Consider the following 25,974-nt stretch of genomic DNA (forward strand, 5'->3'; position numbering starts at 1 on the left):
AAATCGGGAGATGGATTCAAGCCATTTTTTTATTTGTATAGAATTATAATCACAACACAAAGATTAATATTTCACGCCTTTCCAGTAAAGTGGCTTATAAACATCAGCCTCCTCTGGCAATGAAACATCTTTCATGGCCCACTTATAAAACTCTTCAAAGCCGGTTCGGTCCACAATATATCCGATGTGTTCTTTTCCACCGGGAGCGGTGAGATCGATGTATTTTGCAACATAGTCATAGGTATTTAACATGATTTTAAGAATACTTTCTTCATCCGCCCATTTTATGAAGTCCTCACCCAGACGAGGATTTTTCTTACCGGTACGTCCAAGGAGCGTAAGGCGGTAAAACTTTTCCCGGCTTCTTGTCCAGGCGCGGGTAGGACAGGCAAGCACACATTCCCCACAGCCGATGCAGGACTCATGATTTCTAGCAACCTTACCATTCACGGATGTAAGAGCACCGGTTGACTTTCTCTTACATGCTTTGACACAAGCACCACAATTGACGCAACGGTCCGCATCATAATGGGGGAGTGTCATTCCCATAATTCCAAAATCGTGCATCCGCACCTTGGCACAATCATTGGGGCAGCCAGTTAAGGCAACCTTAAAGTGGAGATTGTTTGGGAAGATTGCTTTTTCGATTCTTTTGGCAAAGTTGGTTGTGTTATAGCAGGCATAAGGGCATACATTGTTGCCGATGCAAGCGGTAACATTTCTAGTGCCGGCAGCGCTATATCCCTGTCCCTTTTCCGCCTGATTGATATCCAGTTCTTCGATAATAGGCTGTAACAGGGCATTGACCTTTGGTATATCGGCAAATGGTATGCCAGGAATTTCAAAGCCCTGTCTGGAGGTGATTTGTACGGTACCGTTACCATAGGTTTCAGCGATGTTCTGAATCATAGTCAGTAATTTGGCATCTAAGTATCCCCCGGGAACCCGGATTCGGGAAGCAGAAAGCCCTCTGTGCTTGGTGATTCGGAATGCATTTTTTTTCAGTTCCTTTGTGTTAATATCCATTCGTCATTCCCCTTTCTAGTCCAAAAGTTTGCGGCCTTTGGTATATGGAAAGACAGGTCCGTCCAAACACACATAGGTATCATCAATTTTACAGTGTCCGCATTTGCCGATTCCGCAGCACATTTTCCGTTCATGAGAGATCCAGATGTTCTCTTCTTTAAGTCCAATATCCAAAAGTCCCTGAGTGGTAAAACGCATCATGGCAGGAGGTCCTACCACGATTGCAGTAGTTTCTTCCTTGTTCTTAAGCTTTAAGCCTGGAATATACTGAGTGACTAGTCCAATCTGGCAGGCAGTATCATCATCGGCACAGTCAACGGTCAGGATAACTTCCATCGCCTGTTTCCATTTGCCGAAATCCTCTAAAAAGAGAATATCCTTTGGAGTTTTAAATCCGGCAACTAGTGTCATTCCATTTGTCTCTTCGATATGGTCGGAAAAATAGTCAACTACGGCTTTGACCGGAGAAAGTCCGGTACCTCCGGCAATGACAAGCAGTTCTTTTCCCCGATAATTCTCTACGTCAAATCCATTGCCGTAAGGACCTCTTAAAAACAAGCTGTCTCCCTGATACCGTTCAAAGATTTCTCCAGTAACGGTTCCCACCCGGCGAATGGTTAAATCTACGGAATCCTCACGAATGCCGCTGACCGATATGGGGGCCTCTCCAAACTTTGGAATGGAGACCTCGAAAAACTGACCCGGTTTTACGTCTCCTTCATAGGCCATACGAAACGTATATTCAATGTCTGTATGCTTCATCACTTCTTTGATTTCAGACCGGAAGGGAAGATATTCATTATGATTCATGTTCCGTTACCTCCTTCATGCCATTCTCCAACTGATTGATGCAGTGAGAAAATGAGATGTACTCCGGGCAGACATCGTCGCAGCGGCCGCAGCCTACGCACATATGAATCCCATTGCGTTTTTTATAATCATATACTTTGTGAAGTACCTTAAAGCGCATGCGCTGACCGTTATTCTTACGGTAGCTGCCGCCTCCGGCTACATCTGTAAAGCCATCTGTCATACAAGAAGCCCATACTCGGCGTCGTTCTCCGGTCTTACCATTATCCGTATAGAACACATCCTGCATGGTAAAGCAAGTGCAGGTAGGACACACAAAATTACATCGTCCACAGCCAATACAGCGACTGTCATATTGATTCCACATGGTTGATTTCATGATGTCTAAGGAAAGAGATTTAGGAATATTTACGCGAGTCTCTGTTTCCGTTACATAAGAAGGGGTTACGTCAGCCTGCTTCGTGCAGTTGGCGGTTAGGAGCTCATCCCACTCTGGATTTTTGTTATCAATCCGAACTCCTTCCTCGGAAAGATCCATGGAAGCATGGTAGTCATCAGACCGATTGGTCTCCATATCCACGCAAAAACAGCTTTCATAGGACTCTTTGCAGCCCATAAGTATAAATTTCACCCGATCCCGAAGTCTCTTATAATAGTGATCTTCGGCACCGTTATGCAAATACATGGTATCCAGCCGTTTCACCGCATGAAGATCACAGCTTCGTAAAAAGATGATGGCCTGTTTTTCTGGCGTAGCCGGTTCCATAACGGAATCCTCTGTAAAATAAAATAAGGTTTCAGAGATGGGAAGTAAGATTTCCTTAAAAGAGAAGTCTGACTTTCTATCAAAGACAATTTCTTCTATAGAAGTGACCTCACCGTAATGAACTGAGTCTGTGTCAGAAAATGCCCCTCCGTCTGGAATCAACTTTGGTGCGTAGATAACAAAATTCTTGTTCCACTGACGAAGCACCTCATTGATTTCTTTCAGTCCTAATAGGTAACCCATGTTAGACCTCCTTCTGTTTGGATATGAGATGGTAAGGAACTGCTATGAATAAAATTCCTCCAACCATATTGCCAAGGATTGCTACCAAAATATTATAAAAATATCCAGATAAGGAAACCGCAGCGCCGCCTGGATTTAAAATTCCGACTGTCAGCAGTGTCATGTTAGCTATGCTGTGTTCATAACCACTAGTAATAAAAGCAAAGAGACACCAAAAAACCATAATCAGCTTACCGCTTTCTGATTTGCAGCGGAAGCCGCACCAGATGGCAAGACAGACTAACGTATTACAGAGAACGGCTCTAAAAAAGAGAGGCGCCAAAGGGATGGCCATTTTCGCAGCAGCGGCTTTTGCCATGAATTCCCCAACAGGACCCGTTGCAAGACCAGCTCCCCAGAAAACAAGGGCAATGACAATGGAACCAGCCCAATTTCCAATCAAGCAGATCACCCACAATTTCATTGTCTCAGACAGTGTGACAGTACCCCGAAAAAGTCCTCCCGCCATAACTAAATTATTTCCAGTAAACAGTTCCGCACCTGCCATGATAACAAGGCTGAGTGCGATACCAAAGGATATGCCCATAATAATCTTGACGTAAGGCTGATTGGAAATCATTCCTCCGGCAGTAAAAATGAGCAGTACGCCGAACCCCACATAAATACCGGCTAACATAGAAGCAATCAAATAACCAATTGGATTGCTTTTTAATAAATTCGATTTGCTTTTGGCTGCGTTTGCTAACGTTGAATATTCCTCCTGAAACATAAACTACCTCCTTTGTTTATTTTTTATCAATCTTCCTATAAGTACAGTATAATCAACAAATTAAAAAATCACCGTGATATAAATCACGGTGACTTGAAAAAAACAGATAAGGCATTTCGGTCAGGAATGACGATTCTTCCCTTTTGAACCTGTATCAAACCTTGTTCGCTTAGATGCTTTAGCTGACGAGATACGGTTTCACGTCTAGACCCCAGCATATCCGCCAGATAAGTAACACTGATTTCCATATTAATTAAGGTACCATCACCATCTGCAATGCCGTAATCCTTAGATAACCTCCACAGCTTTGCAGCAATTCGTTTTTCTCCATGTAAAGAATTGGAGGTGTTTTTAAGCTGACGATAGAGGCGGCGGTTTTTTAGAGCCAGGGAATCGAAGATAGCCTTTGTTAGAGTAAAGTCATGGCGCATCACAGATAAAAGCTCCATCTTTCCAAAACAAAGAAGAAGGGAAGGTTCAAAGGCCTCGCAGTTAATGGAGGCAGGCATATTTTGAAGAACCTCTTCATTGACGACATCTCCCTTACCAAGAAGAAATATGGTCTTTCTCTCGCCTTGGGAATTGATTTTATAAAGGGATACAAATCCGCTTATAACAATATAAAGGGTTTGGTTCATTTCCTTATCCCAAAAGAGGTGGGTCCCTTTTGGAATACGCCGAAGGCTTCCGAAGGCCTCTAGGGCGGCGGTTGACTTTTCTGAAATCGATTGAAAGATTTCAACTTGGGAACATGCTTCTTTCACATCCATGAGATTGACCCTCTCCTTTTGTATCATTATATCAGTCAGGAGCCTTAAGTCAAGACAGGGATACCGTTTTTTAAAAAGCTTCTCCCTCCGGATCTTTTTTCATCATATGAACGCCTAAAAGCAATACCAGGTAGAAGATACTCAAGATTCCAATATGTAGGGCTGTTTTAAAGAACAGGGAAAGACCAGCAAAGGGATCAAAAAGGGAGAATGCAGCATAATAGATCCCAATTGCCAGTATCATAAGAGTCGATGGTTTCACAATCATATCCCATGCGTTCCAGACAAAATCCACAATCTTTTTTAAGGTAAGAACATGCATAAGAGCCAGCATAAGTTCACTAACCAGGGTCCCCACCAGGTAAGCCACAATACCAAACTTTGGAATCCCAAAGAGTACAAAGAAAAGGCGGACCATCATGCAGGCTACATTTTGGACAAAGGTAACAGAGGTTTTTCCTAGTCCATTTAGGATGCTTCCCATGGTAGTGACCAAATAGATAAATGGACATAACCAGGCAAGGATGGTCATATAGCTTCCAGCCGTATTATCTTTAAATACGCTGACGCCTAAATCATTACCAAATAAGGTAAATATACCAATACATAAGATACCAACATACAAACAGTAACGAAGAGACATGGAAATGGCTAATCCGATCCTACGATCATTCCCTTCTGACTGAGCTTCTGCAACGGTAGGTAGTAAAAGAACAGCAAGTGAATTAAATACTGTAGAGGGGAAGAGGATAAAGGGCAGAGCCATTCCGGTCAAAACACCGTATACAGAAAGCGCCGCAGAGTCAGAAAGACCTGACATCTGAAGTCTGCTGGGAATTAAGATTGCTTCTGCACTAAAGAGGATATTTAAAATTAAACGGTTTCCCATAAGAGGAAGAGCAACCTGAATCAGCTCTGGCGCGGTATCTTGAAAGCCAGAATGAATCTGAGAGACACCCGGAGCCATCTTGGGAGGAAAGAAACGGTAAGCGGTAACCGTAAAAAGAGAAGAAGCAATCTCTCCTATTAAATGCCCTAAAACAGCAAGCTGTACGGTAATGGTAATTCCAGACCGAATCATAATATCTGCGATCAGGAAAACGGCTCCAATCCGGATGGACTGTTCTATAATCTGTGCCAAAGCCGGAACCTGTGGTTTTTGCATACCATAATAGTAACCGTTGATGCAAGCATGAACGGCGGCGCAAGGAACCGATACGGCAACAAAGATAAGAAGAGGGGCACATCGGGGTTCCATGAGAATGTTATTGGCAATAATATCTTTAAACTGTATGATTGCATATGCCAAAACCACAGAAATCCCCATTGAAATAATAAGGCCTGACCGAAAAACGGATCGTCCTTTTCTGGCATTGGCGGCGACAGACTGGGAAATGGCAGTTTGAATGGAGCCTGCGCATAAGGCAAAACAGATACCAAAGACTGGGTGAATCAGATTAAAGACTCCAAGACCCTCAGCACCAATGGTTCTGGAGAGAAAGATCCGGTAAAAAAAGCCCAGGACTCTGGTAATAAGTCCGGCGGAGGTGAGAAGAATCGTACCGGTCAGTAGTGCATATTTCGTAGGAGAGAGTTTTCGGGGGATCTTTAAGGATTCATTCATAAAATCTCCTGTAAATGAGAATTGTTATAATATATGGAAGGGATTCTTTCTTAATGACAGTTTCATATTCACATAATTATAATGAGAATCATTCCTATTGAAATTCTAGGAAATGTGTGTATAATAGAATTTGTAGATGAAGCTTTTAACTTTAGAACTACAGAAAGGCGGAATTAACAACTATGAAACAATTGATTTATCTTGACAATGCAGCTACGACAATGACACGACCAGAGGTCGTGGAAGCCATGCTGCCTTATTTTACGGAATTTTACGGCAATCCATCATCCGTATATGAGTTTTCCGGGATCTCTAAAAAGGCCATTACAGGAGCCAGAGAGACCATAGCCAATGCGCTTGGCGCAAAATCCAATGAGATTTATTTTACAGCAGGAGGTTCTGAAGCCGATAACTGGGCGCTGATAGCAACTGCAGAAGCTTATGAATCAAAGGGAAAACACATCATTACCAGCAAGATTGAACACCATGCGGTTCTTCATACCTGCGAATATTTAGAAAAACGTGGCTTTGAAGTTACCTATTTAGATGTGGATGAGAACGGTGTGATAAAACTGGAGGAGCTTAAAAAAGCCATACGTCCAGATACCATTCTTATTTCCATTATGTTTGCGAATAACGAGATTGGTACCATTGAACCAATTAAGGAAATCGGCCAGATTGCAAAAGAGCATGGAATTTTCTTCCATACGGATGCTGTCCAGGCTTTTGGTCACGTACCAATTAATGTAGATGAATATAATATCGATATGCTCAGTACCAGTGCCCACAAGGTGAATGGTCCAAAGGGCATTGGCTGTTTATATATTAGAACCGGAATCAAATCCCGTTCCTTTGTACACGGAGGCGGACAGGAACGTAAGCGCCGTGCAGGAACAGAGAATGTCCCAGGAATCGTTGGCTTTGGGAAGGCCGTTGAGCTTGCAGTTGCCGAGATGGATGAGAGAATCCAGAAGGAAACAGAGCTTAGAGAATATTTAATGAATCGTGTTATGGATGAGATTCCATATACCAGGATCAATGGACATAGAAAGAACAGACTTTCAAACAATGTAAACTTTGCATTCCAGTTTATTGAAGGAGAATCTCTTCTTATCATGCTGGATATGAAGGGCATCTGCGGTTCCAGCGGTTCCGCTTGTACTTCCGGGTCATTAGATCCATCCCATGTATTGTTAGCCATTGGGCTGCCTCATGAGATTGCTCATGGATCTCTTCGCCTTTCTCTGGATCATATCAATACCAAAGAAGAGATGGATTTCGTAGTAGATTCTACGAAAGAGATCGTAGCAAAGCTGCGCAGCATGTCACCTCTTTATGAAGATTATTTAAAACATCAGGCAAAATAAATAGATATCGGCTGACTAGTTATAATCGGGAATCATTACCTGGAAATGGAGAATATAGAATATGTATACAGATAAAGTAATGGATCATTTTGAGCATCCAAGAAATGTTGGAGAAATAGAGAATGCAAGCGGTATGGGTACCGTAGGAAATGCAAAGTGCGGAGATATCATGAGAATGTATCTGGACATCGATGAGAATCAGATCATTCAGGATGTGAAGTTTAAAACCTTTGGCTGTGGCGCGGCGGTTGCCACCAGCAGTATGGCAACTGAGCTTGTAAAAGGTAAGACAGTAAAAGAAGCCATGGAGATTACAAACCAGGCTGTATGTGAGGCACTCGACGGACTTCCTCCAGTAAAGATACACTGTTCTTTATTGGCAGAAGAAGCCATTCATGCCGCATTATGGGATTATGCAAATAAGAACGGGATCATGATTGATGGCCTTAAGAAACCAAAGTCTGATATTGGTGAAGAAGAGGTTGAGGAAGAATATTAAGATGCCGGGCTTTTGCTTACCCGGCGGAAGAGATGAAAAACACCCTTCGGGTATACCTCTATGCCCAAGAGCATGGGCGGAAAGTGGAAGCGTGAAGCTATGAGTAAAGAAAAAGTAGTAGTAGGAATGTCAGGAGGCGTGGATTCCTCAGTCGCCGCCTGGCTTTTAAAAGAACAGGGATACGACGTAATCGGAGTAACCATGCAGATATGGCAGGATGAGGATACCAGTTCCCAGGAAGAGAACGGAGGCTGTTGTGGGCTTAGTGCCGTAGACGACGCCAGACGTGTTGCCTGGGATCTTGGTATTCCTTATTATGTTATGAATTTTAAAGAAGAATTTAAATCAAATGTCATTGATTATTTTGTAGAAGAGTACCAAAAGGGAAGAACTCCTAATCCATGTATCGCCTGCAATCGGTATGTAAAGTGGGAATCTCTTTTAAAGCGGAGTCTGGATATTGGAGCGGATTACATTGCAACGGGTCATTACGCCCAGATAGACAAGCTTCCAAACGGACGTTTTGCCTTAAAGAAATCAGTGACTGCCGCAAAGGATCAAACCTATGCCCTTTATAATTTGACTCAAGAGCAGCTCTCCCGTACGTTGATGCCGGTAGGTGCTTATTCTAAAGACCAGATCAGGGAAATTGCAACCCAGATCAATCTTCGGGTAGCCCATAAGCCAGACAGCCAGGAGATCTGCTTTATTCCTGATAATGATTATGCAGGTTTCATTGAAGAAAATGTAGGTGAGAAAGCACCGGAAGGTGATTTTGTGGATTTAGACGGCAAGGTAATTGGACGTCATAAAGGCATCACCCATTATACGGTTGGACAGAGAAAAGGTCTTAACTTATCCATGGGATATCCTGTTTTTGTAGTTGAGATCCGTCCTGAATCTAACGAAGTGGTCATAGGAAAGGGAGAAGATGTTTTTTCTACGACGCTCCGTGCCGGCCATATCAACTGGATGTCAATTGACGGAATCCATGGGGAAACCAAGACGGTAACAGCTAAGATCCGTTACAGCCACAAAGGTGGCACCTGTACCATACAGGAAGTGGAAGACGGACTTATCGAGTGCCGTTTTGAAGAACCACAAAGGGCCATTACGCCGGGGCAGGCCGTGGTATTTTATGATGGAGATTATGTTGTGGGAGGAGGAACCATACTGTGAGATATATAAGAAAAGGAAAAGTCTGGTTTCTCTTGTCCATGATTCTTATTTGTGCATCCATCCTTATGGGTTGCCAGAAAAAGTATACATCCATGGAAGCTCCCACGGTGGAAGAAGCCCAGGGAGGTCTGCCTCAGGAAGAAAAAGAGTCTACTCCTGTTTCTATTAAAGATAGTTCTGGAAAAGCGGAAACAAGCTCCCTAGAGGCATCGGTCACCAAAGAGACAGCTCCCGCCTTTCAGGGCGCAGATGAGACGGTATACGTAACGGCTACTTCTGTTAATGTAAGAAAATCCCCTTCCTCTGACGGCCAGGTTCTAACAAAGCTTGATAAGGGGACATCCCTAAAGCGCACTGGTTTTAACAGTTCCTGGAGCCGGGTGGTATATGATGGCAAGATAAGTTATATCTCTTCTCAGTTTCTATCTAAGGACAAACCTGTGGTAGAGGAAACAAGCAAAGCCACATCTGTAACCTCAACAGGAGCTGGAAAGATTATAGCAATTGATGCAGGTCATCAGGCAAAGGGGAATTCAGAGAAAGAACCAGTTGCCCCAGGTTCTTCCCAGATGAAAGCAAAGGTAGCCTCTGGAGCAACCGGAGTAAAGTCGGGAATACCAGAATATAAGCTTACCCTAGCCGTATCCTTAAAACTGAAAAAAGAGCTGACAGACCGCGGTTATCAGGTCTATATGATTCGGGAAACCAATGATGTGAATATCAGCAATGCAGAGCGCGCCGAGATGGCAAACAAAAGCGGAGCCGATATTTTTATCCGGGTACATGCCAACTCCTTAAACGACAGCAGTGTCCATGGAGTTCTTAACATGTGTCAGACCTCTAAGAATCCATACAATGGAAATCTCTACGACAAGAGCCATGCTCTTTCAAAGTCAGTTGTGGATGGCATCGTGGGACAGACTGGATTTAAGAACAAAGGAATACAAGAGACCGACTCCATGAGTGGTATCAATTGGTGCAAGATTCCGGTAACCATTGTTGAAATGGGTTTTATGAGCAATCCAGAGGAAGACCAAAAGATGGCTACGGAAGAATACCGAGATAAGCTTGCCAAGGGAATTGCAGACGGAGTTGACGATTATTATTCAAAATAGATCATTGCCGCAGGATATGTTTAGCAATGGAACTTAATAAAAGAACAGTTTTTAAGAAAATACCTCAAATAAGAGGATTGTCTTAAACTCTGTTCTTCTTTGTATCCGTAGGACAGTTATATATTCGATCTGATAGGCATAAATTTTTCTAAAACCTAGCTGAAAAGCGAGGAGAGAAAAATGGCAGATTACGGACTGGCGCTGGCAGGGGGCGGTACCAGAGGGGCTGCCCATGTGGGAGTTTTAACAGCCCTGGAAGAAGAGGGACTTCTTCCAAGTCAGATCGCAGGAGCTAGTGCAGGAAGCATTGTGGCGGGGCTTTACGCATCGGGTATGGGCATCGGGGAGATGAGGGATACTGTGCGGTGGTTAGCAAAGCATGGAAAGAACCTGATTGATCCTGATGTTTTTGGAATTGCTCTGTTTCTTCCTCAAATCATCTTGGGAAAGCAGACATCACTTCGAGGACTGATTAAAGGAAATCGACTTCAAAATTTTCTCTGTGATCTTACCATGAACATGGATATACAGGGAAAATGTAAAGGGATATTAATACCGGCAGTGGATATTAACAGTGGCGATACCGTGGTATTTACCAATCTATTTCACGAACAGATACCGCTCTCCGCTCTAAGGCTGGAGCATGTAAAATGGGAGAGAAGTGGATCTCTGTGTGAGATCATGATGGCCAGTTCCTCTGTGCCCGCAATCTTTCGCCCAAGACCAATAAAAAACTTTCTTTTAGTGGATGGAGGCGTGACCAATAACCTTCCCGTAGATTTACTCATTGCAGCTGGAGTTCCCAAAGTCTTAGGGGTAGATATTGGGGAGAAGTATGAAAAGCCTCATGATGATTCCATCATTGAGATTGCTTATCATTCCTTTTCCGTTATGAGTAGAGATTTAAAAGATTGCGGAAGTGGGGGTGAGGTCATGCTCTTAAAACCTACCCTTCCTAAGGACGCGGGACTTCTTACCTTTGATTGTATGGAGGAGTGCATGGATAGCGGTTACGTTTATACAAAGCAGATGATTCCCCGCATCAGAAAAGTGCTGGAAAAGCGTTCATAGATAAACAATATAGAATATTACATTTAGGAGGAACAAATGGAGATTACATTTCGATATGCTAAAAAACAGGACCTGGCTTTGATCTTTGATTATATCAAAGGATTGGCAGAATATGAGAACTTAGAAAATGAAGTAGTGGCAACTGAGGAGATTCTGGAGGAATGGATATTCAATCAGAAAAAGGCAGAGGTGATCTTGGCGCAGGCAAATGGAGAGGAAGCTGGCTTTATCTTATTTTTCCATAACTTCTCTACCTTCCTTGGAAGAGCTGGTATTTATCTAGAAGACCTTTATGTAAAGCCAGAATTTAGAGGTTCTGGAGTGGGGAAAGCGCTTCTTAAAAAACTGGGAGCCATAACCGTGGAGCGAGGCTGTGGAAGGCTTGAATGGTCCTGTCTTGACTGGAACCAGAAAAGTATTGATTTTTACCGCTCCCTTGGTGCTGTTCCAATGGATGAGTGGACCGTTTACCGGGTGACTGGAGATACATTAAGACAATTGGCAGAATAAAAAGAGACTGTTGCAAAATAGCAATCATAAAAACACGTTTTGATTGAGCTTTTATAAGCCAATCAAAACGTGTTTTTGTATAATGTATAACTATAATGTTATGATACAGCAACCTTATTTTTTGTATTCATGAATTAATTCTTCTTTTCTGCTTCCTGCATCTTCATAGCACGAACCTTCAATGGTAGGCCAAAGAGTGTAATAAATCCCTCTGCATCGTGGTGATCGTAAAGATCTCCAGTAGTAAAGGAAGCGAGTGATTCGCTGTATAAAGAATAAGGAGAGGTAGTTCCAGCTTTGATAATATTTCCTTTATAAAGCTTAAACTTCACTTCACCAGTCACATACACCTGAGTAGAAGTTATAAATGCCTGAACGGCTTCACGAAGTGGGGTAAACCATTTTCCTTCGTAAACGATCTGAGCAAATTTATTGCCCATATCTTTTTTTACTTCCATCGTAGCACGGTCTAAAACAAGTTCTTCTATTTGCTGGTGAGCTTCCATAAGAATGGTACCGCCTGGCGTTTCATAAACACCTCTTGATTTCATTCCAACCACACGGTTTTCTACAATATCAATGATACCAATTCCATGTTTTCCGCCCAGTTCATTTAAGGTGGTTATGATATCAGAAACTTTCATCTCTTTTCCATTAACGCTGACTGGAACGCCCTTTTTAAAGGTCATGGTCACATATTCGCCTACGTCTGGTGCCTGTTCTGGGGAAACACCAAGAACTAAGAGGTGATCGTAATTTGGCTCGTTAGCAGGATCTTCTAGTTCCAGACCTTCATGGCTGATGTGCCATAAGTTGCGGTCACGGCTGTAGCTGCTGTCTGCGGAGAAAGGAAGATCAATGCCATGCTGCTTACAGTATTCGATCTCATCTTCCCTGGACTGCATGGTCCAGACATCTGTCATACGCCATGGAGCGATGATTTTTAAATCAGGAGCAAGTGCTTTAATTCCAAGCTCAAAACGAATCTGGTCATTACCTTTTCCGGTGGCTCCGTGACAGATGGCAGTAGCGCCTTCGATTCTTGCGATCTCTACCAAACGTTTGGCAATGGCAGGACGAGCCATGGAAGTACCCAGCAGGTATTTATTTTCATATACAGCATTCGCTTGTACACAAGGAATGATGTAGTTATCGCTAAAATCATCAACCAGATCTTCAATATATAATTTGGAAGCACCAGATAACTTGGCTCTCTCTTCCAGACCGTCTAATTCATTCCCCTGGCCGCAGTCGATGCAGCAGCAGATAACGTCATAATCAAAATGTTCCTTTAACCATGGGATAATTGCTGTTGTATCCAGTCCTCCGGAATAAGCTAAAATAACTTTTTCTTTCATTCTATGTTTCTCCTCTGCTTAATTGTATTTTGTCTGTTGAACTTACATAAATATACACCAAAATATTCAATAATGCAAGCATTAATATAAAATATAAAAAGAACTTGCATAATATACAATGTAGATGTATAATTATGAACTAATAAAACCTGAAGCATAAAACGTGCTTTTGTAACAAAGAATGAGAGTATTATAATAGGAACGAAAAGGAGAGATGGATATGATAAAGGCAGGTATCATCGGTTCCACCGGATATGCAGGCGGAGAACTTGCAAGACTCTTGCTACAAAGAGATGATGTAGAGATCATATGGTATGGTTCTAAAAGCTATGTGGATCAAAAATATGCATCGGTCTATCAGAACATGTACAAAATAGTGGATGACAGTTGCCTTGATGATAATATAGAAGTATTGGCAGAAAAAGCAGATGTAATCTTTACCGCTACCCCTCAAGGATATTTGGCCTCCCTTTTGAATGATACGATATTGTCAAAGACAAAGGTCATAGATTTAAGTGCTGATTACCGGATTAAAGATGTGGCTGTATATGAATCGTGGTATAAAATGGTGCATAAAACACCTCAATATATAGAAGAAGCGGTCTACGGACTTCCTGAACTCAACCGAGAGAAAATAAAGGACGCAAGGTTAATTGCGAACCCTGGATGTTATCCTACCTGTTCCATTCTAAGCATTTATCCTCTTATAAAAGAAGGGCTAGTGGATCCGTTAAGCATTATCATCGATGCGAAATCAGGGACCTCGGGTGCTGGAAGGGGTGCTAAGACAGATAACCTTTACTGTGAAGTCAATGAAAACATCAAGGCTTACGGCGTAGGTGTTCATAGACACATACCTGAGATCGAAGAACAGCTTTCCTACGGATCGAATAATCCGGTGACTATCAGCTTTACCCCTCATCTAGTTCCCATGAACCGTGGTATTTTGGTAACTGCTTATGGAACTCTTAAAAAAGAGGTTTCAAGCGAAGAGATCAAGGCCATCTATGATAAGTATTATAAAGATGAATATTTTGTCCGGGTGTTAAAAGATGATATTACCCCGCAGACGAAATGGGTGGAAGGCAGCAATTTCGTAGATGTAAACGCTATCGTGGATAAGAGAACCAATCGTGTCGTTATGATGGGAGCTATGGATAACCTGGTAAAAGGAGCGGCAGGGCAGGCGGTTCAAAATATGAATCTACTCTTTGGACTTCCAGAACAAAAAGGACTTAAGCTTGTTCCCATGTTTCCATAATAATAAGTACATTTTATAAGGAGCAAAAGATGATCATTCGAACCATGACACTTAAAGATTATGATAAGGTCTATGAGCTTTGGTCTGGGATTAAAGGATTTGCACTTCGCAGCTTAGATGATTCCAGGGAGGGCGTAGGAAAGTTTCTAAAGAGAAATCCGGAAACCAGTGTGGTTGCGGAGGAAAATGGCAGAATCATTGGTACCATACTAAGTGGTCATGACGGGAGATCAGGAAGCTTTTATCACGTTTGTGTGGCCAGTGATTACAGAGGCAAAGGCGTGGGTCATCAGATGGTATCAGAAGCCCTTTTAAGACTTAACAAAGAGCAAATCAGCAAGGTGAGCCTGATTGCCTTTTGTTCCAATGAAATAGGAAATAAGTTCTGGCAGGATTTAGGCTTTACTTTGCGAGAAGATATTAATTCCTATGACTGTGTGTTAAATGAAGGAAACAAATACAATATAAATTCATAGGAGGAGCAAGATGAAATTAAAACAAATCACGGGAGATTATACCGTATGCAGGTTGTCCGGACTTTCGGAGCTGACGAAAGAGATTCAGTCGTCTCCGTTTTGGTTCTTTGGAAAGACTGATGATGAGTTTTCCCTGGTATGCGAAACTTCTCTTGCTCCAGAAAATCCAGTGGAACGTGAAGATGGATTTAGAGCATTTCGCATGGAAGGGGTTCTGGATTTCTCGTTAATTGGTATTTTATCCAAGCTATCCACTGTATTGGCAGATCAGGGCATAGGAATCTTTGCCGTATCCACCTTTCAGACGGATTACATACTGGTGAAAAAAGAATCTTACCATAAGGCAATGAAAGCGCTACAGGAAGCAGGATATACAACTATATAGACGAGAGAGGATAATCATATGAAGGAAATCATCGGCGGAGTTACAGCGGCGCAGGGATTTAAAGCGTCTTGCACAGCAGCAGAAATTAAATATAAGGACCGAAAAGATATGGCTATGATCTACAGCGAAGTGCCATGTAAGGCAGCAGGAACCTATACGACTAATATCGTAAAAGCAGCACCAGTAAAATGGGATAAGGAAATGGTGGATCATTCCCCATTTATCCAAGCAATCGTGGTCAATGCAGGAATTGCCAATGCCTGTACCGGTCAGGAGGGCTACTCTTACTGTAAGGAGACAGCAAAGGAAGCGGCTGAGTGCCTGTCCATTCCAGAAGATTCTGTATTAGTCGCATCTACCGGAGTTATCGGCATGCAGCTTCCTATGGACCGCATACGTGCCGGAATCAAAGTCATGACACCAGATCTTTCTCCTTCGATTGAGAGTGGAACCAATGCGGCTACTGCCATTATGACCACAGATACCGTGAAAAAGGAAGTGGCAGTTCAGATCGAACTAGGTGGAAAGATCGTGACCATCGGCGGCATGTGTAAAGGCTCTGGCATGATTCACCCAGATATGTGCACCATGTTAAGCTTCATCACTACAGACGTTGCCATATCAAAGGAACTTCTTGTGGAAGCCTTAAGAGTAGACATTAAAGATACGTATAACATGATTTCCGTAGATGGAGATACCTCCACCAATGACACCGTTCTCCTCCTTTCAAACGGTCTGGCAGGAAATAAAGAGATCACGGAAAAGAACGAAGATTATGATACTTTTTTCAATGCGCTTCATTATGTCAATGAAACACTGGCAAAAAAGATGGCAGGAGACGGAGAAGGCTGTACCGCTTTGTTTGAAGTGAAAATCATAGGCGCCGAATCAAAGGAGCAGGCAGTGACCCTTTCAAAGTCAGTCATCACCTCCAGCTTGACCAAAGCAGCAATATTTGGACACGATGCAAACTGGGGCAGAATCCTTTGTGCCATGGGTTACTCCGGAGCACAGTTTGATCCAGAAAAGGTGGACCTATATTTTGAAAGTGCAGCAGGAAAACTTAAGATCATAGAAGACGGCGTAGCTCTTCCTTACAGTGAGGAAGAAGCGACTAAGATATTATCAGAACCAGAAGTGACAGCAACCGCAGACATTAAAATGGGTGAGGCAAAAGCCACAGCATGGGGCTGTGATTTAACCTTTGACTATGTAAAAATAAATGCAGATTACCGCTCATAACCGGAAATAGGGAAGGAAAACATTATGGAATTAGATCAAAGCATCATGCAAAAGGCAGAAGTACTCATAGAAGCCCTACCATATATCCAAAGATTCAACAAAAAGATTATTGTAGTAAAATACGGCGGCAGTGCCATGGTAGATGAAGAACTGAAACGACAGGTTATCCAGGACGTGGTATTATTAAGGCTGGTAGGATTTAAACCGATTATCGTCCATGGAGGAGGTAAGGAGATCAGCCGATGGGCAGAAATGGCTGGTATGGAACCACAGTTTGTGGGTGGTCTTCGTGTAACCGATGAGCCGACCATGGAAATTGCTGAAATGGTTCTTAACCGTGTAAATAAAAGTCTAGTGCAGCTTGTCAACGAGCTTGGAACCAAAGCGGTTGGAATCAGCGGTAAAGATGGCATGATGTTAAAATGCAAAAAGCGTTTCTCTAACGGTGAGGACATCGGATACGTGGGAGAGATTACGCAAGTGGATCCTCAGATCATTTATGATTTGTTGGAGAAGGACTTTCTGCCCATTATCTGTCCCATTGGTTTTGATGAGGATTTTAAGACGTATAACATCAATGCCGATGATGCAGCCTGTGCAATAGCAACTGCCGTAAAAGCGGAGAAGCTGGCTTTTTTGACGGACGTGGAGGGGGTTTACCGGGATTTTAAAGATAAAGAATCCCTGATCTCTGAAATGCACATTGAGGAAGCAGAAGAATTTGTAAGCAGTGGAACGCTTGGAGGTGGCATGCTCCCAAAGTTGCAAAACTGCATCGATGCCATGAAGGAAGGCGTATCCAGAGTACATATCATGGATGGACGTATCCCCCACTGCCTTCTTCTTGAAATATTTACCAACAAAGGAATCGGAACTGCTATCATTAGTTCAGGAGAGGAGCGTTTCTATCATGCGGAGTAAACAAGAGTATATTGATAAATCAGAAGAAAATATTTATAAGACTTATAACCGTTTTCCTGTGGTATTCCATCATGGAGAAGGGGTTTCTCTTTACGATACCGATGGTAATCAGTATCTTGATTTTGCAGCGGGAATTGCAGTTATGGGTCTTGGATACCATGACAAGGAGTTTGACGATGCCTTAAAATCCCAGGTGGATCAGTTGCTTCACACCTCAAATCTGTTTTATAACGTTCCAGTTGTAGAGGCCGGAGAACGTCTTTTAAAGGTCTCACAGATGGATAAAGTGTTTTTCACCAACAGCGGAACAGAAGCCATTGAAGGAGCCTTAAAAATCGCCAGAAGATATGCTTATAATAAGGATCACAGTCATGACCATGAGATCATAGCCATGAACCATTCCTTCCACGGAAGAAGCCTTGGCGCTCTTTCCGTAACTGGAAATGATAAATACCAGGAGCCATTTAAGCCCCTCATTCCAGGAATTAAGTTTGCAGATTTTAATGATCTGGAAAGTGTGAAAGCTCAGGTCAATGAAAAGACATGTGCCATTATCATGGAGACGGTTCAGGGAGAAGGAGGAATCTATCCCGCCACCGAAGAATTTTTAAAAGGTATAAGAGCGTTGTGTGATGAACACGATATGCTTCTTATTCTAGATGAGATTCAATGCGGAATGGGACGGACAGGAGTTATGTTTGCCTGGCAGAGATACGGGGTAAAACCGGATGTGATGACGACAGCAAAAGCCCTTGGTAACGGCGTTCCCATTGGAGCCTTTTTAGCATCAGGTAAGGCAGCTACTGCTATGGCCCCGGGTGACCACGGAACCACCTATGGCGGCAATCCTTTTGTGACGGCAGCCGCCGCAAAAGTTTTAGAACTGTTCGAGAACCGTAATATCGTAGAACACGTGAAAGAGATTGGAGAATATCTTTGGGAAAAGGTAGAAGAGCTTGCCTCCAAATATCCAGTCATTACGGAACACAGGGGAGTTGGTTTAATCCAGGGAATTGAATTTTCAATACCGGTGGCACCAATTGTGGAGAAAGCTATTTTTCAGGAAAAACTTGTTATAATCAGCGCAGGGGCCAATATTATCCGACTAGTGCCACCTCTTGTGATAGAGAAAGAGCATGTAGATGCCATGATTCTAAAACTGGAGTCAGTATTAAAAACTTGTGAGTAAGAATTCATCTTCTTTCTATCAATATATTTAAAGTTTAATAACTCTTTATCTTAATTATAATTTTTTTCTAAAAGTCTATTTATTCAAAAAAAACATATTTGGAGCAGCGAACCATGTTTCATTCTGCTATAATCAGGTTACCACGTGGGAAACCAATAACAGGAGGCAGCGGAATGAAACATGGAGAATGGGCAGTTTTATGCACCCTGTATATCAATGAGCATTTAAAAGATGATCTGTCAGTGGAAGCCTTGAGTGCATGGGCAGGATACTCTCCCTGGTATTTTTCCCGGTGTTTTAAGGAAAAGGTGGGAGTATCTCCTATGGAATATTTAAAGCAAAGGCGTCTGCTGGCAGCAGCCGGAGAGATTGCCAAAGGCTATAGGATCTTAGATGTGGCTCTTGATTACGGCTGGGAAACCCATGGTGGCTTTGCCAAAGCTTTTATCAGCCAATTCGGCTATTCTCCCGTATTGTTAAGAGCCTTTCATATCCGTGATGTCTCATTGAAAGGAGAAGCAATGGGATTATCAATCAAACAAACAGAACTTAATAAGAAACCAGAAGAGCTTTTTGCAATACTTTTAAATATATTAAAAGAGAATGGTACAGAATATGAAGCGGAAAAACTGAGAAACCTATACGCGAAAGCGTCCCAGTACCATTACAATCAAAAACGCTATTCTGGAGAAGAATATATTACCCATCCGATCAATGTCTCTATTATTTTAGCTGACATGGGAGCAGACTTTGAAACTGTTTGCGCCGGACTTATTCACGATGCAGTGGATTTGGAAGTAGGGGGAAGAATCAAAGACATCTTAGATGCCTTCCAGGAATTTAAGAAAACAGGTAAATGTACCGATGACAATGGTGCATTGGTTGCGCTGGCAGATCGCCTTCACAATATGCGGACCATAGAATTTGTAGATCCTTCTACTTGGAAGAAGAGAGCAGAAGAGACCGTTAGAATCTTTTCCCCTCTTGCAGCAAAGTACGCAGATCTCAGACTGCGAGCAGAGCTTGATGATCTTTCTTTCAAACACCTTTCAAGTTAACCTTGTGTTTTTTCAAAAAGCCTTATATAATGTTAAATAAATTTTCAGTTTGAAAGGCGGTATGAACAAATGATACAGGATTTTACGGTTTCTTCCTTCTTAGAAGAACTATCCTCGAAAAAATCGACTCCAGGAGGCGGTGGAGCGGCTGGCCTTGCTGGCGCAGTTGGAACGGCTCTTGGTGAGATGGTAGTGAACTTAACACTGGGGAAAAAGAAGTATGCTGATGTGGAAGAAGAGATGCAGTCGATTCTTATGACTCTTACCCAGATGAGAGAGGAATTTTTAAGACTTGCCGATGAAGATGCCGTTGTGTTTGCACCTCTTGCTGCCGCCTATTCACTCCCTGCTACTACGGAAGAGGATAAGAAAAAGAAAGAAGCTATCCTGGAAGACCTCCTTGTATCAGCGGCACTGGTGCCCCTTTCTGTTATGGAGCTTTGCTTAAAAACGTTAAATCTTTTAGAGGTTTTAGGTGAAAAAGGAAGCCGTCTGGCAGTCAGTGATGTGGGAGTAGGGGTTCAGATGATCCGTGCTTCCATTCTGGGAGCTAAAATGAATGTGTATATTAACACGAAAACCATGATCCAAAGAGAAAAGGCCAGAGAATTAAATGCTAGGGCTCAGTCTGTTTCAGAAGAAGCAATCCGTTTGGCAGATACTATTTATACGCAGGTAGAAGCGGCGTTAAAGACAGAATAAAGGAGGCAGAAAAAGCCGTGATAACATTAAAGGGAGCAGAAGTTTCTGCTAAAATCAAAGAACAGGTGGATGAGCTTTATAAGGGGATTACTGGAAGTAAGCCTAAGCTTGCAATCGTAAGGGTAGGAGAACGGCCTGATGATCTTTCTTATGAGCGGGGAGCATTAAAAAAAATGGAGGCATTCGGTCTTTTGGCAGAAAGCTTTTCATTCCCCTGTGATATCTCGGATGAAGACTTTAAAAGAGAATTTTCAAAGATTAATAAAAATCCAGAAATACAGGGAATTCTTTTGTTACGTCCCCTGCCAAGTCAGATCCTGGAAAAAGATATCGAGCAGATGATTGATCCCAAAAAGGATTTAGACGGAATATCCCCCTATAACATTGCCAAGATTTTTGCAGGAGAAGAATCAGGATTTGCACCTTGTACGGCTGAAGCAGTGGTTGAGGTTTTAAAAACCAATGACATTGACTTGACTGGAAAAAAGGTCATCATCGTTGGCAGAAGTATGGTGGTTGGACGCCCGCTTTCCATGTTATTGTTAAAAGAGAATGCTACGGTCACCATTTGCCACACCCGTACGGAAAATTTAAAAGATACCTGCAAAAATGGAGATATTATAATTGCAGCCGTAGGACGGGCAAAGATGCTTGACGGCTCCTACATTGGAAAGGATGCCATTGTTATTGATGTAGGAATTAACGTAGATGACAATGGTAAGCTTTGCGGAGACGTGGATTTTGATTCTCTGGAAGGAATTGCTTCTATGGCAACGCCTGTACCTGGAGGTGTAGGTGCAGTTACAACCGCTGTGCTTGCAAAACATCTTGTTATGGCGGCATTGTCACAAGCAGAACATTAAGATAGGAAAAACAGGAAAAGAGTTTGTTTTGGTTTTGTAACAGGAACCGAAACAAACTCTTTTTTTCTTGCCAACTTTTTGACATGGATTGTTTTCATCTTGACACCGTTTTGATTTTATTTTTGATAAAATTACAAATGTAAGGAAGTTAAACGCATTAGAGGAATGCTTAAGAGGAATGCTTAAGAGGAATGCTTAAGAGGAGAGGGTGAAGGACTTGTTTGGATTGATTCTTTTAATTCTAGTCATTGTTTTATCAATGCTTTGCATGATTCAGTGGTGGATGATACCCATCGTTGAAAATCGGTAGCAAATAAAGGATGCAACAGGGAGATGATAAGATGGGTATTATTTTAATTGCAGCAGGCATCATTGGGCTTGCCTTGCTGATTTATTTGTTCTACGTGTTATTTCGAGGTGATGAATTATGAAGTATATGATTATGCAGGATGTTTTTTATATCGTTGTTTTGATGGGATTATCCATTCCCCTGGGCAATTATATCTATAAGGTAATGAGTGGAGAAAAGGTGTTTTTAAGTCCTCTGCTTGTTCCGGTGGAAAAAAAGATTTATAAGCTGATGGGAACAGATGGTCAGGAGGAAATGAGTGCAAAGAAGTATGCTTATTCCGTAGTTTTATTTAGTGTTGCAGGCTTTGTTTTCCTGTTCCTTTTGCTGATGTTACAAGGTTTTTTACCATTGAATCCCCAAAAGATGAGGGGAACAAGCTGGCACTTGGCTTTTAACACAGCAGCAAGCTTTATATCCAATACAAACTGGCAGGCGTATTCAGGGGAAAGCACTTTGTCTTACCTGACCCAGTTCTTAGGTCTTACGGTTCAGAATTTTGTATCGGCTGCTACTGGGATCGCGGTCCTTTTTGCACTGATCAGAGGTTTTACTGCAAAACAGAAAACTACGCTGGGAAACTTTTGGGCGGATTTAACTAGAATTGTAATCTATGTTCTGATCCCTCTTTCTATGGTAGTAGTCTTGCTTTTAGTTTCTCAGGGAGTTGTTCAGACTTTCAGCCAATATAAAGAGATTGCCTCTTTTGGAAGCGGGGAGGCCCAGGTAATACCTTTAGGTCCGGCAGCCAGTCAGATAGCAATTAAGCAGCTTGGAACAAACGGAGGCGGTTTCTTTGGTATGAATTCAGCATTTCCCCTGGAAAATCCTACGATTTTGTCGAACTTCATTCAGGTCTTATCCATCCTCCTGATTCCAGCGTCTCTTTGTGTAAGCTTTGGGAAGGCAGTAAAGGATGGAAAGCAGGGACGTACCGTTTATGCTGCCATGTTGATTTTCTTTGCAGCCGCTTTGATTGCTGCAACCGCAAGCGAACAGTTGACTGGCCCTATGTTAAATGGGGCAATTTCTTCTGGCAGTATGGAAGGGAAAGAAGTGATTCACGGCGTGGGAGGATCTACGCTATGGGCTGTAGCAACTACGGCTGCATCAAATGGTTCTGTAAATGCAATGCATGACAGCCTTACTCCCATGGCAGGACTGGTGACCATGTTTCTCATGCAGCTTGGAGAGATTGTATTTGGAGGTGTGGGAAGCGGTTTGTATGGAATGTTGGCCTTCGTGCTCCTGACGGTCTTTATAGCAGGGCTGATGGTGGGTCGAACTCCAGAGTATTTAGGAAAGAAGGTGGAGCCATTTGATATGAAGATGGTGTGCTTACTCGTTCTGACTCCTCCGCTTTTAACCTTGCTTGGAACAGCCGTAGCTGTCAGTATGCCTTTTGCAGCTTCCTGGCTGACAAATTCAGGCGCTCATGGATTTTCAGAAATCCTCTATGCCTTTTCTTCCATGGCAAATAACAACGGAAGCGCATTTGCCGGATTTAACGCAAATACGGTATTTACCAATGTGACAGGCGGGATCATCATGCTTTTGGTCCGCTTTATCCCCATAGGGGCAGCCATATTCCTTGCGGGAAATATGGCCAAAAAGAAGACCATTGCCGTCAGTGAAGGAACCTTGTCCACAAGCAATCCAACCTTTATCGGGCTTTTAATCGGAGTGATTCTGATTGTAGGTGCGCTCAGCTTTTTACCTGCTCTGGCGCTTGGTCCCATTGCTGATTTCGTTACTTCAAGATAACAGAAGGTGATAAAATGGAAAAAAAACGTATCAATAAAAGTGTTTTTGCAGATGCGGTGAAGCAGTCCTTTATAAAACTGTCTCCCCGTATACAAGTAAAAAATCCAGTGATGCTTGTGGTTTACTTAGGCGCAATACTGACCACGGCATTCTATGTACTCTCATTTTTAGGAATCAAAGACGAAAGGGCTGGCTATACTCTTGCCATCGCATTAATCCTTTGGTTTACCGTATTGTTTGCCAACTTTGCTGAATCCATTGCAGAGGGACGGGGGCGGGCTCAGGCAGCCAGTCTGCGCAGTGCAAGAAAAGATGTAAAGGCCAAAAAGTTGAAAACGGTCTCCAATATGATGGATTATACTGAGGTCCTTTCAAGTTCCCTGAAAAAAGGCGATATCGTATACGTCAAAGTCAATGAGCAGGTTCCCATGGATGGAGAAGTCATAGAAGGGGCAGCGTCCGTTGATGAAAGTGCCATCACCGGGGAATCGGCTCCCGTGATCCGTGAATCCGGTGGAGACAGGAGCGCAGTTACCGGGGGAACGACCCTAGTGTCTGATTGGCTGGTTATTAAGGTTACGGCAGAAGCTGGTGAAAGCTTTCTAGATAAGATGATCTCTATGGTGGAAGGAGCATCTAGAAAGAAAACGCCAAATGAAATTGCATTACAGATTCTTTTGATTACCCTAACCATTATCTTTCTTGTAGTAACGGCCTCTTTATTGCCCTTTACTGATTTTGCAAGCAAGCAGGCTGGTTCTGGTGCGGCTATTTCCCTAACCAATGTGATCGCCCTGCTCGTCTGCCTTGCCCCTACCACAATTGGAGCTCTTCTTTCTTCTATTGGAATCGCTGGAATGAGCCGTTTAAATCAGGCCAATGTTCTGGCTATGAGCGGCCGTGCCATTGAAGCCGCTGGAGACGTGGATGTATTATTGCTGGATAAAACAGGAACCATTACATTAGGTAACCGCCAGGCCAGTGAGTTTTTGCCGGTTTCCGGAGTAACAGAACAAGAACTTGCCGATGCGGCCCAGCTTTCCTCTCTTGCAGATGAAACTGCAGAAGGGAGGAGTATCGTGGTGCTTGCAAAAGAGCGATTTGGCTTGCGGGGAAGAGAGCTTTCAAAGCTTGATGCAGTTTTCGTGGAATTCACAGCAAAAACAAGAATGAGCGGAATTGACTTTCAGGGAAATGAAATCCGCAAAGGAGCTGCAGATACCGTAAAAGAGTATGCTTTAAAAAAGGGTGGCAAGTACCCAAAAGAATGTGACGAGATCGTAAAGCGGGTTGCCCAATCTGGTGGAACGCCTCTAGTTGTGGTAAAAAACAGCCAGGTGCTTGGCGTAATCCACCTAAAGGATATTGTGAAAAATGGGGTAAAGGAACGTTTTGAAGATCTGAGAAAAATGGGAATTAAAACCATTATGATTACAGGCGATAATCCAATGACTGCAGCGGCTATTGCTGCAGAGGCAGGAGTGGATGATTTTCTGGCAGAGGCGACACCAGAAGCAAAGCTGGCCCTCATTAGGGAGTATCAGGCCAAGGGACATTTAGTAGCTATGACAGGAGATGGAACAAACGATGCTCCTGCACTGGCCCAAGCGGATGTTGCTGTTGCCATGAATACAGGGACTCAAGCTGCAAAAGAAGCTGGTAATATGGTTGATTTAGACTCTAGCCCAACAAAGCTTATCGACATTGTGCGGATTGGAAAACAGTTGTTAATGACCAGAGGCTCCTTGACCACATTTAGCGTAGCAAACGACGTTGCAAAATATTTTGCCATTATTCCGGTGCTGTTTTTTGGCATCTATCCACAGCTTTCAACCCTTAATTTTATGAGACTGACCAGTGCGTCAAGTGCCATGCTCTCTGCAATCATTTATAATGCAGTCATCATAATTGCATTGATTCCACTTGCATTAAAAGGAGTAAAATACCGTGAACTGCCTGCTGGCAAGCTACTAAAAAGAAATCTGCTGGTCTATGGGCTTGGCGGAATAACCGCCCCTTTCCTGGCAATTAAGCTGATAGATATGCTTCTGACTGCCAGTGGTCTGGTATAAGGAGAGTGAAACGATGAAACGATTGAAAGAATTAAAACCCGCACTTGTATGTTTTGGCATTATGACAATATTGTGTGGCATGCTTTATACTGCTGTCATTACAGGAATATCCCAGATCTTGTTTCCAGTTCAGGCCAATGGCAGCATCATAACCATTCTTCAAAAGGATGGAACGGAAAAGGAATATGGTTCTAAGCTGATTTCCCAAGACTTTAAAGAACCGGAATATTTAATAGGAAGGCCGGCTGGAGTCACAAATCTCTCTCCTGTCAGCAAGGAAGAAAAAAAGCTGGTTCAGGAACGGATTGATTGGTGGCATTCCTTTGATCCCGGCAATCCCTCAGATATTCCTATGGATCTAGTCACTGCCTCAGGAAGCGGTGTGGATCCTCACATCACGCCACAGGCAGCCGAATATCAGGTAAATCGGATTGCAAAGGCCAGGGGAATGACAGAGGATGAGGTGCGAAATATTATAAAGGATTATACAAGTGGTCGGTTTCTAGGGTTCATCGGAGAACCTGCCGTCAATGTATTAAAGGTGAATTTAGCTCTGGATGGATTGCTATAATTTAAAAAAGTGGT

The 25,974-nt window shown here is 42.8% G+C and carries 26 protein-coding genes; 19 read left to right on the top strand and 7 right to left on the bottom strand.

The features are described 5' to 3' along the window. Window positions 1-63: 63 nt before the first annotated feature. The 6 genes from asrC to BET01_RS05570 all read right to left on the bottom strand — a co-directional run bounded on the left by asrC (window position 64) and on the right by BET01_RS05570 (window position 6,008). Complete coding sequence (asrC, locus tag BET01_RS05545) at window positions 64-1,026, bottom strand: sulfite reductase subunit C (RefSeq protein WP_120195785.1); 963 nt, start codon at window positions 1,024-1,026, stop codon at window positions 64-66. Window positions 1,027-1,041: 15 nt separating this feature from the next. Beyond that, a complete protein-coding gene (gene asrB, locus BET01_RS05550) occupies window positions 1,042-1,836 on the bottom strand; it encodes an anaerobic sulfite reductase subunit AsrB (protein WP_120195786.1) in 795 nt (264 codons plus the stop codon). Next, entirely contained in the window at window positions 1,826-2,845 is a 1,020-nt protein-coding gene (gene asrA, locus BET01_RS05555; protein WP_120195787.1) for an anaerobic sulfite reductase subunit AsrA, read from the bottom strand. Before asrA ends, asrB begins: the two co-directional genes overlap by 11 nt. Window position 2,846: 1 nt before the next feature. Beyond that, window positions 2,847-3,614, bottom strand: coding sequence for a formate/nitrite transporter family protein (locus tag BET01_RS05560; protein ID WP_120195788.1), 768 nt, complete (start codon window positions 3,612-3,614; stop codon window positions 2,847-2,849). An 83-nt stretch (window positions 3,615-3,697) separates the two neighbouring features. Beyond that, window positions 3,698-4,384 (bottom strand): Crp/Fnr family transcriptional regulator, encoded by a 687-nt coding sequence (locus BET01_RS05565; RefSeq protein WP_120195789.1) that lies wholly within the window; start codon window positions 4,382-4,384, stop codon window positions 3,698-3,700. 70 nt (window positions 4,385-4,454) lie between these two features. Then, on the bottom strand, window positions 4,455-6,008 hold the full coding sequence (locus BET01_RS05570) for a putative polysaccharide biosynthesis protein (RefSeq protein ID WP_120195790.1): 1,554 nt from the start codon (window positions 6,006-6,008) through the stop codon (window positions 4,455-4,457). A 182-nt stretch (window positions 6,009-6,190) separates the two neighbouring features. Between BET01_RS05570 and nifS the strand changes: the two genes are divergently transcribed. The 6 genes from nifS (at window position 6,191) to BET01_RS05600 (ending at window position 11,749) form a co-directional block, all read left to right on the top strand. Continuing rightward, window positions 6,191-7,375 (top strand): cysteine desulfurase NifS, encoded by a 1,185-nt coding sequence (nifS, locus tag BET01_RS05575; RefSeq protein ID WP_120195791.1) that lies wholly within the window; start codon window positions 6,191-6,193, stop codon window positions 7,373-7,375. A gap of 61 nt (window positions 7,376-7,436) precedes the next feature. After that, window positions 7,437-7,874 carry a Fe-S cluster assembly scaffold protein NifU gene (gene nifU, locus BET01_RS05580; protein ID WP_120195792.1) on the top strand — a complete coding sequence of 146 codons (438 nt, stop codon included), beginning with the start codon at window positions 7,437-7,439 and terminating at the stop codon, window positions 7,872-7,874. 99 nt (window positions 7,875-7,973) lie between these two features. Then, complete coding sequence (mnmA, locus tag BET01_RS05585) at window positions 7,974-9,053, top strand: tRNA 2-thiouridine(34) synthase MnmA (RefSeq protein ID WP_120195793.1); 1,080 nt, start codon at window positions 7,974-7,976, stop codon at window positions 9,051-9,053. Continuing rightward, entirely contained in the window at window positions 9,050-10,168 is a 1,119-nt protein-coding gene (locus BET01_RS05590) for an N-acetylmuramoyl-L-alanine amidase (RefSeq protein WP_243117132.1), read from the top strand. Before mnmA ends, BET01_RS05590 begins: the two co-directional genes overlap by 4 nt. Window positions 10,169-10,348: 180 nt before the next feature. Continuing rightward, entirely contained in the window at window positions 10,349-11,239 is an 891-nt protein-coding gene (locus BET01_RS05595) for a patatin-like phospholipase family protein (protein ID WP_120195794.1), read from the top strand. Window positions 11,240-11,275: 36 nt separating this feature from the next. Beyond that, a complete protein-coding gene (locus BET01_RS05600) occupies window positions 11,276-11,749 on the top strand; it encodes a GNAT family N-acetyltransferase (RefSeq protein WP_120195795.1) in 474 nt (157 codons plus the stop codon). Window positions 11,750-11,883: 134 nt separating this feature from the next. Here the strand turns inward: BET01_RS05600 and BET01_RS05605 are convergent, their stop codons facing one another. Next, on the bottom strand, window positions 11,884-13,107 hold the full coding sequence (locus BET01_RS05605; RefSeq protein ID WP_120195796.1) for an argininosuccinate synthase: 1,224 nt from the start codon (window positions 13,105-13,107) through the stop codon (window positions 11,884-11,886). 220 nt (window positions 13,108-13,327) lie between these two features. Here BET01_RS05605 and argC point away from each other — a divergent pair, with 220 nt between their 5' ends. The 13 genes from argC (at window position 13,328) to kdpC (ending at window position 25,960) form a co-directional block, all read left to right on the top strand. Then, window positions 13,328-14,368, top strand: a complete 1,041-nt coding sequence (gene argC, locus BET01_RS05610; RefSeq protein ID WP_120195797.1) for an N-acetyl-gamma-glutamyl-phosphate reductase — start codon at window positions 13,328-13,330, stop codon at window positions 14,366-14,368. A 29-nt stretch (window positions 14,369-14,397) separates the two neighbouring features. Further along, entirely contained in the window at window positions 14,398-14,844 is a 447-nt protein-coding gene (locus BET01_RS05615) for a GNAT family N-acetyltransferase (RefSeq protein ID WP_120195798.1), read from the top strand. A gap of 10 nt (window positions 14,845-14,854) precedes the next feature. Then, window positions 14,855-15,229, top strand: a complete 375-nt coding sequence (locus BET01_RS05620; protein WP_120195799.1) for an ACT domain-containing protein — start codon at window positions 14,855-14,857, stop codon at window positions 15,227-15,229. Window positions 15,230-15,247: 18 nt separating this feature from the next. Continuing rightward, window positions 15,248-16,471 carry a bifunctional glutamate N-acetyltransferase/amino-acid acetyltransferase ArgJ gene (argJ, locus tag BET01_RS05625; RefSeq protein WP_120195800.1) on the top strand — a complete coding sequence of 408 codons (1,224 nt, stop codon included), beginning with the start codon at window positions 15,248-15,250 and terminating at the stop codon, window positions 16,469-16,471. A gap of 24 nt (window positions 16,472-16,495) precedes the next feature. After that, window positions 16,496-17,392 carry an acetylglutamate kinase gene (argB, locus tag BET01_RS05630; protein WP_120195801.1) on the top strand — a complete coding sequence of 299 codons (897 nt, stop codon included), beginning with the start codon at window positions 16,496-16,498 and terminating at the stop codon, window positions 17,390-17,392. Continuing rightward, the gene (locus tag BET01_RS05635; protein WP_120195802.1) at window positions 17,382-18,581 is read left to right on the top strand and encodes an aspartate aminotransferase family protein; all 1,200 of its coding nucleotides are present in this window, start codon (window positions 17,382-17,384) and stop codon (window positions 18,579-18,581) included. Before argB ends, BET01_RS05635 begins: the two co-directional genes overlap by 11 nt. A 173-nt stretch (window positions 18,582-18,754) precedes the next feature. Beyond that, window positions 18,755-19,639, top strand: coding sequence for a helix-turn-helix domain-containing protein (locus BET01_RS05640; RefSeq protein WP_120195803.1), 885 nt, complete (start codon window positions 18,755-18,757; stop codon window positions 19,637-19,639). A gap of 69 nt (window positions 19,640-19,708) precedes the next feature. Then, window positions 19,709-20,341: a cyclodeaminase/cyclohydrolase family protein gene (locus BET01_RS05645; RefSeq protein WP_120195804.1), complete on the top strand. Its 633-nt coding sequence runs from the start codon at window positions 19,709-19,711 to the stop codon at window positions 20,339-20,341. A 17-nt stretch (window positions 20,342-20,358) separates the two neighbouring features. Further along, a complete protein-coding gene (locus BET01_RS05650) occupies window positions 20,359-21,204 on the top strand; it encodes a bifunctional 5,10-methylenetetrahydrofolate dehydrogenase/5,10-methenyltetrahydrofolate cyclohydrolase (RefSeq protein WP_120195805.1) in 846 nt (281 codons plus the stop codon). A gap of 341 nt (window positions 21,205-21,545) precedes the next feature. Beyond that, window positions 21,546-21,635, top strand: a complete 90-nt coding sequence (locus BET01_RS22485) for a potassium-transporting ATPase subunit F (RefSeq protein WP_120195806.1) — start codon at window positions 21,546-21,548, stop codon at window positions 21,633-21,635. After that, a complete protein-coding gene (kdpA, locus tag BET01_RS05660; RefSeq protein ID WP_120195807.1) occupies window positions 21,632-23,317 on the top strand; it encodes a potassium-transporting ATPase subunit KdpA in 1,686 nt (561 codons plus the stop codon). Before BET01_RS22485 ends, kdpA begins: the two co-directional genes overlap by 4 nt. A gap of 14 nt (window positions 23,318-23,331) precedes the next feature. Beyond that, complete coding sequence (gene kdpB / locus BET01_RS05665; protein WP_120195808.1) at window positions 23,332-25,389, top strand: potassium-transporting ATPase subunit KdpB; 2,058 nt, start codon at window positions 23,332-23,334, stop codon at window positions 25,387-25,389. Between the two features lie 13 nt (window positions 25,390-25,402). Continuing rightward, entirely contained in the window at window positions 25,403-25,960 is a 558-nt protein-coding gene (gene kdpC, locus BET01_RS05670; RefSeq protein ID WP_120195809.1) for a K(+)-transporting ATPase subunit C, read from the top strand. Window positions 25,961-25,974 lie beyond the last annotated feature (14 nt).

Origin of the sequence: Lacrimispora algidixylanolytica (assembly GCF_003609635.1) — a bacterium.
Taxonomy (GTDB): Bacteria; Bacillota; Clostridia; order Lachnospirales; family Lachnospiraceae; genus Lacrimispora; species Lacrimispora algidixylanolytica.

Bases quoted from the DNA above. Each gene is read 5' to 3' on its own strand.
- argJ (WP_120195800.1), top strand. From the start codon at position 15,248: ATGAAGGAAATCATCGGCGGAGTTACAGCGGCGCAGGGATTTAAAGCG.
- BET01_RS05635 (WP_120195802.1), top strand. From the start codon at position 17,382: ATGCGGAGTAAACAAGAGTATATTGATAAATCAGAAGAAAATATTTAT.
- kdpB (WP_120195808.1), top strand. From the start codon at position 23,332: ATGGAAAAAAAACGTATCAATAAAAGTGTTTTTGCAGATGCGGTGAAG.
- asrC (WP_120195785.1), bottom strand. From the start codon at position 1,026: ATGGATATTAACACAAAGGAACTGAAAAAAAATGCATTCCGAATCACC.
- asrB (WP_120195786.1), bottom strand. From the start codon at position 1,836: ATGAATCATAATGAATATCTTCCCTTCCGGTCTGAAATCAAAGAAGTG.
- kdpC (WP_120195809.1), top strand. From the start codon at position 25,403: ATGAAACGATTGAAAGAATTAAAACCCGCACTTGTATGTTTTGGCATT.
- nifU (WP_120195792.1), top strand. From the start codon at position 7,437: ATGTATACAGATAAAGTAATGGATCATTTTGAGCATCCAAGAAATGTT.
- BET01_RS05560 (WP_120195788.1), bottom strand. From the start codon at position 3,614: ATGTTTCAGGAGGAATATTCAACGTTAGCAAACGCAGCCAAAAGCAAA.
- BET01_RS05595 (WP_120195794.1), top strand. From the start codon at position 10,349: ATGGCAGATTACGGACTGGCGCTGGCAGGGGGCGGTACCAGAGGGGCT.
- BET01_RS05570 (WP_120195790.1), bottom strand. From the start codon at position 6,008: ATGAATGAATCCTTAAAGATCCCCCGAAAACTCTCTCCTACGAAATAT.
- BET01_RS05640 (WP_120195803.1), top strand. From the start codon at position 18,755: ATGAAACATGGAGAATGGGCAGTTTTATGCACCCTGTATATCAATGAG.
- argB (WP_120195801.1), top strand. From the start codon at position 16,496: ATGGAATTAGATCAAAGCATCATGCAAAAGGCAGAAGTACTCATAGAA.
- BET01_RS05600 (WP_120195795.1), top strand. From the start codon at position 11,276: ATGGAGATTACATTTCGATATGCTAAAAAACAGGACCTGGCTTTGATC.
- BET01_RS05605 (WP_120195796.1), bottom strand. From the start codon at position 13,107: ATGAAAGAAAAAGTTATTTTAGCTTATTCCGGAGGACTGGATACAACA.
- mnmA (WP_120195793.1), top strand. From the start codon at position 7,974: ATGAGTAAAGAAAAAGTAGTAGTAGGAATGTCAGGAGGCGTGGATTCC.
- BET01_RS05620 (WP_120195799.1), top strand. From the start codon at position 14,855: ATGAAATTAAAACAAATCACGGGAGATTATACCGTATGCAGGTTGTCC.
- BET01_RS05645 (WP_120195804.1), top strand. From the start codon at position 19,709: ATGATACAGGATTTTACGGTTTCTTCCTTCTTAGAAGAACTATCCTCG.
- kdpA (WP_120195807.1), top strand. From the start codon at position 21,632: ATGAAGTATATGATTATGCAGGATGTTTTTTATATCGTTGTTTTGATG.
- BET01_RS22485 (WP_120195806.1), top strand. From the start codon at position 21,546: ATGGGTATTATTTTAATTGCAGCAGGCATCATTGGGCTTGCCTTGCTG.
- BET01_RS05615 (WP_120195798.1), top strand. From the start codon at position 14,398: ATGATCATTCGAACCATGACACTTAAAGATTATGATAAGGTCTATGAG.
- asrA (WP_120195787.1), bottom strand. From the start codon at position 2,845: ATGGGTTACCTATTAGGACTGAAAGAAATCAATGAGGTGCTTCGTCAG.
- BET01_RS05565 (WP_120195789.1), bottom strand. From the start codon at position 4,384: ATGGATGTGAAAGAAGCATGTTCCCAAGTTGAAATCTTTCAATCGATT.
- argC (WP_120195797.1), top strand. From the start codon at position 13,328: ATGATAAAGGCAGGTATCATCGGTTCCACCGGATATGCAGGCGGAGAA.
- nifS (WP_120195791.1), top strand. From the start codon at position 6,191: ATGAAACAATTGATTTATCTTGACAATGCAGCTACGACAATGACACGA.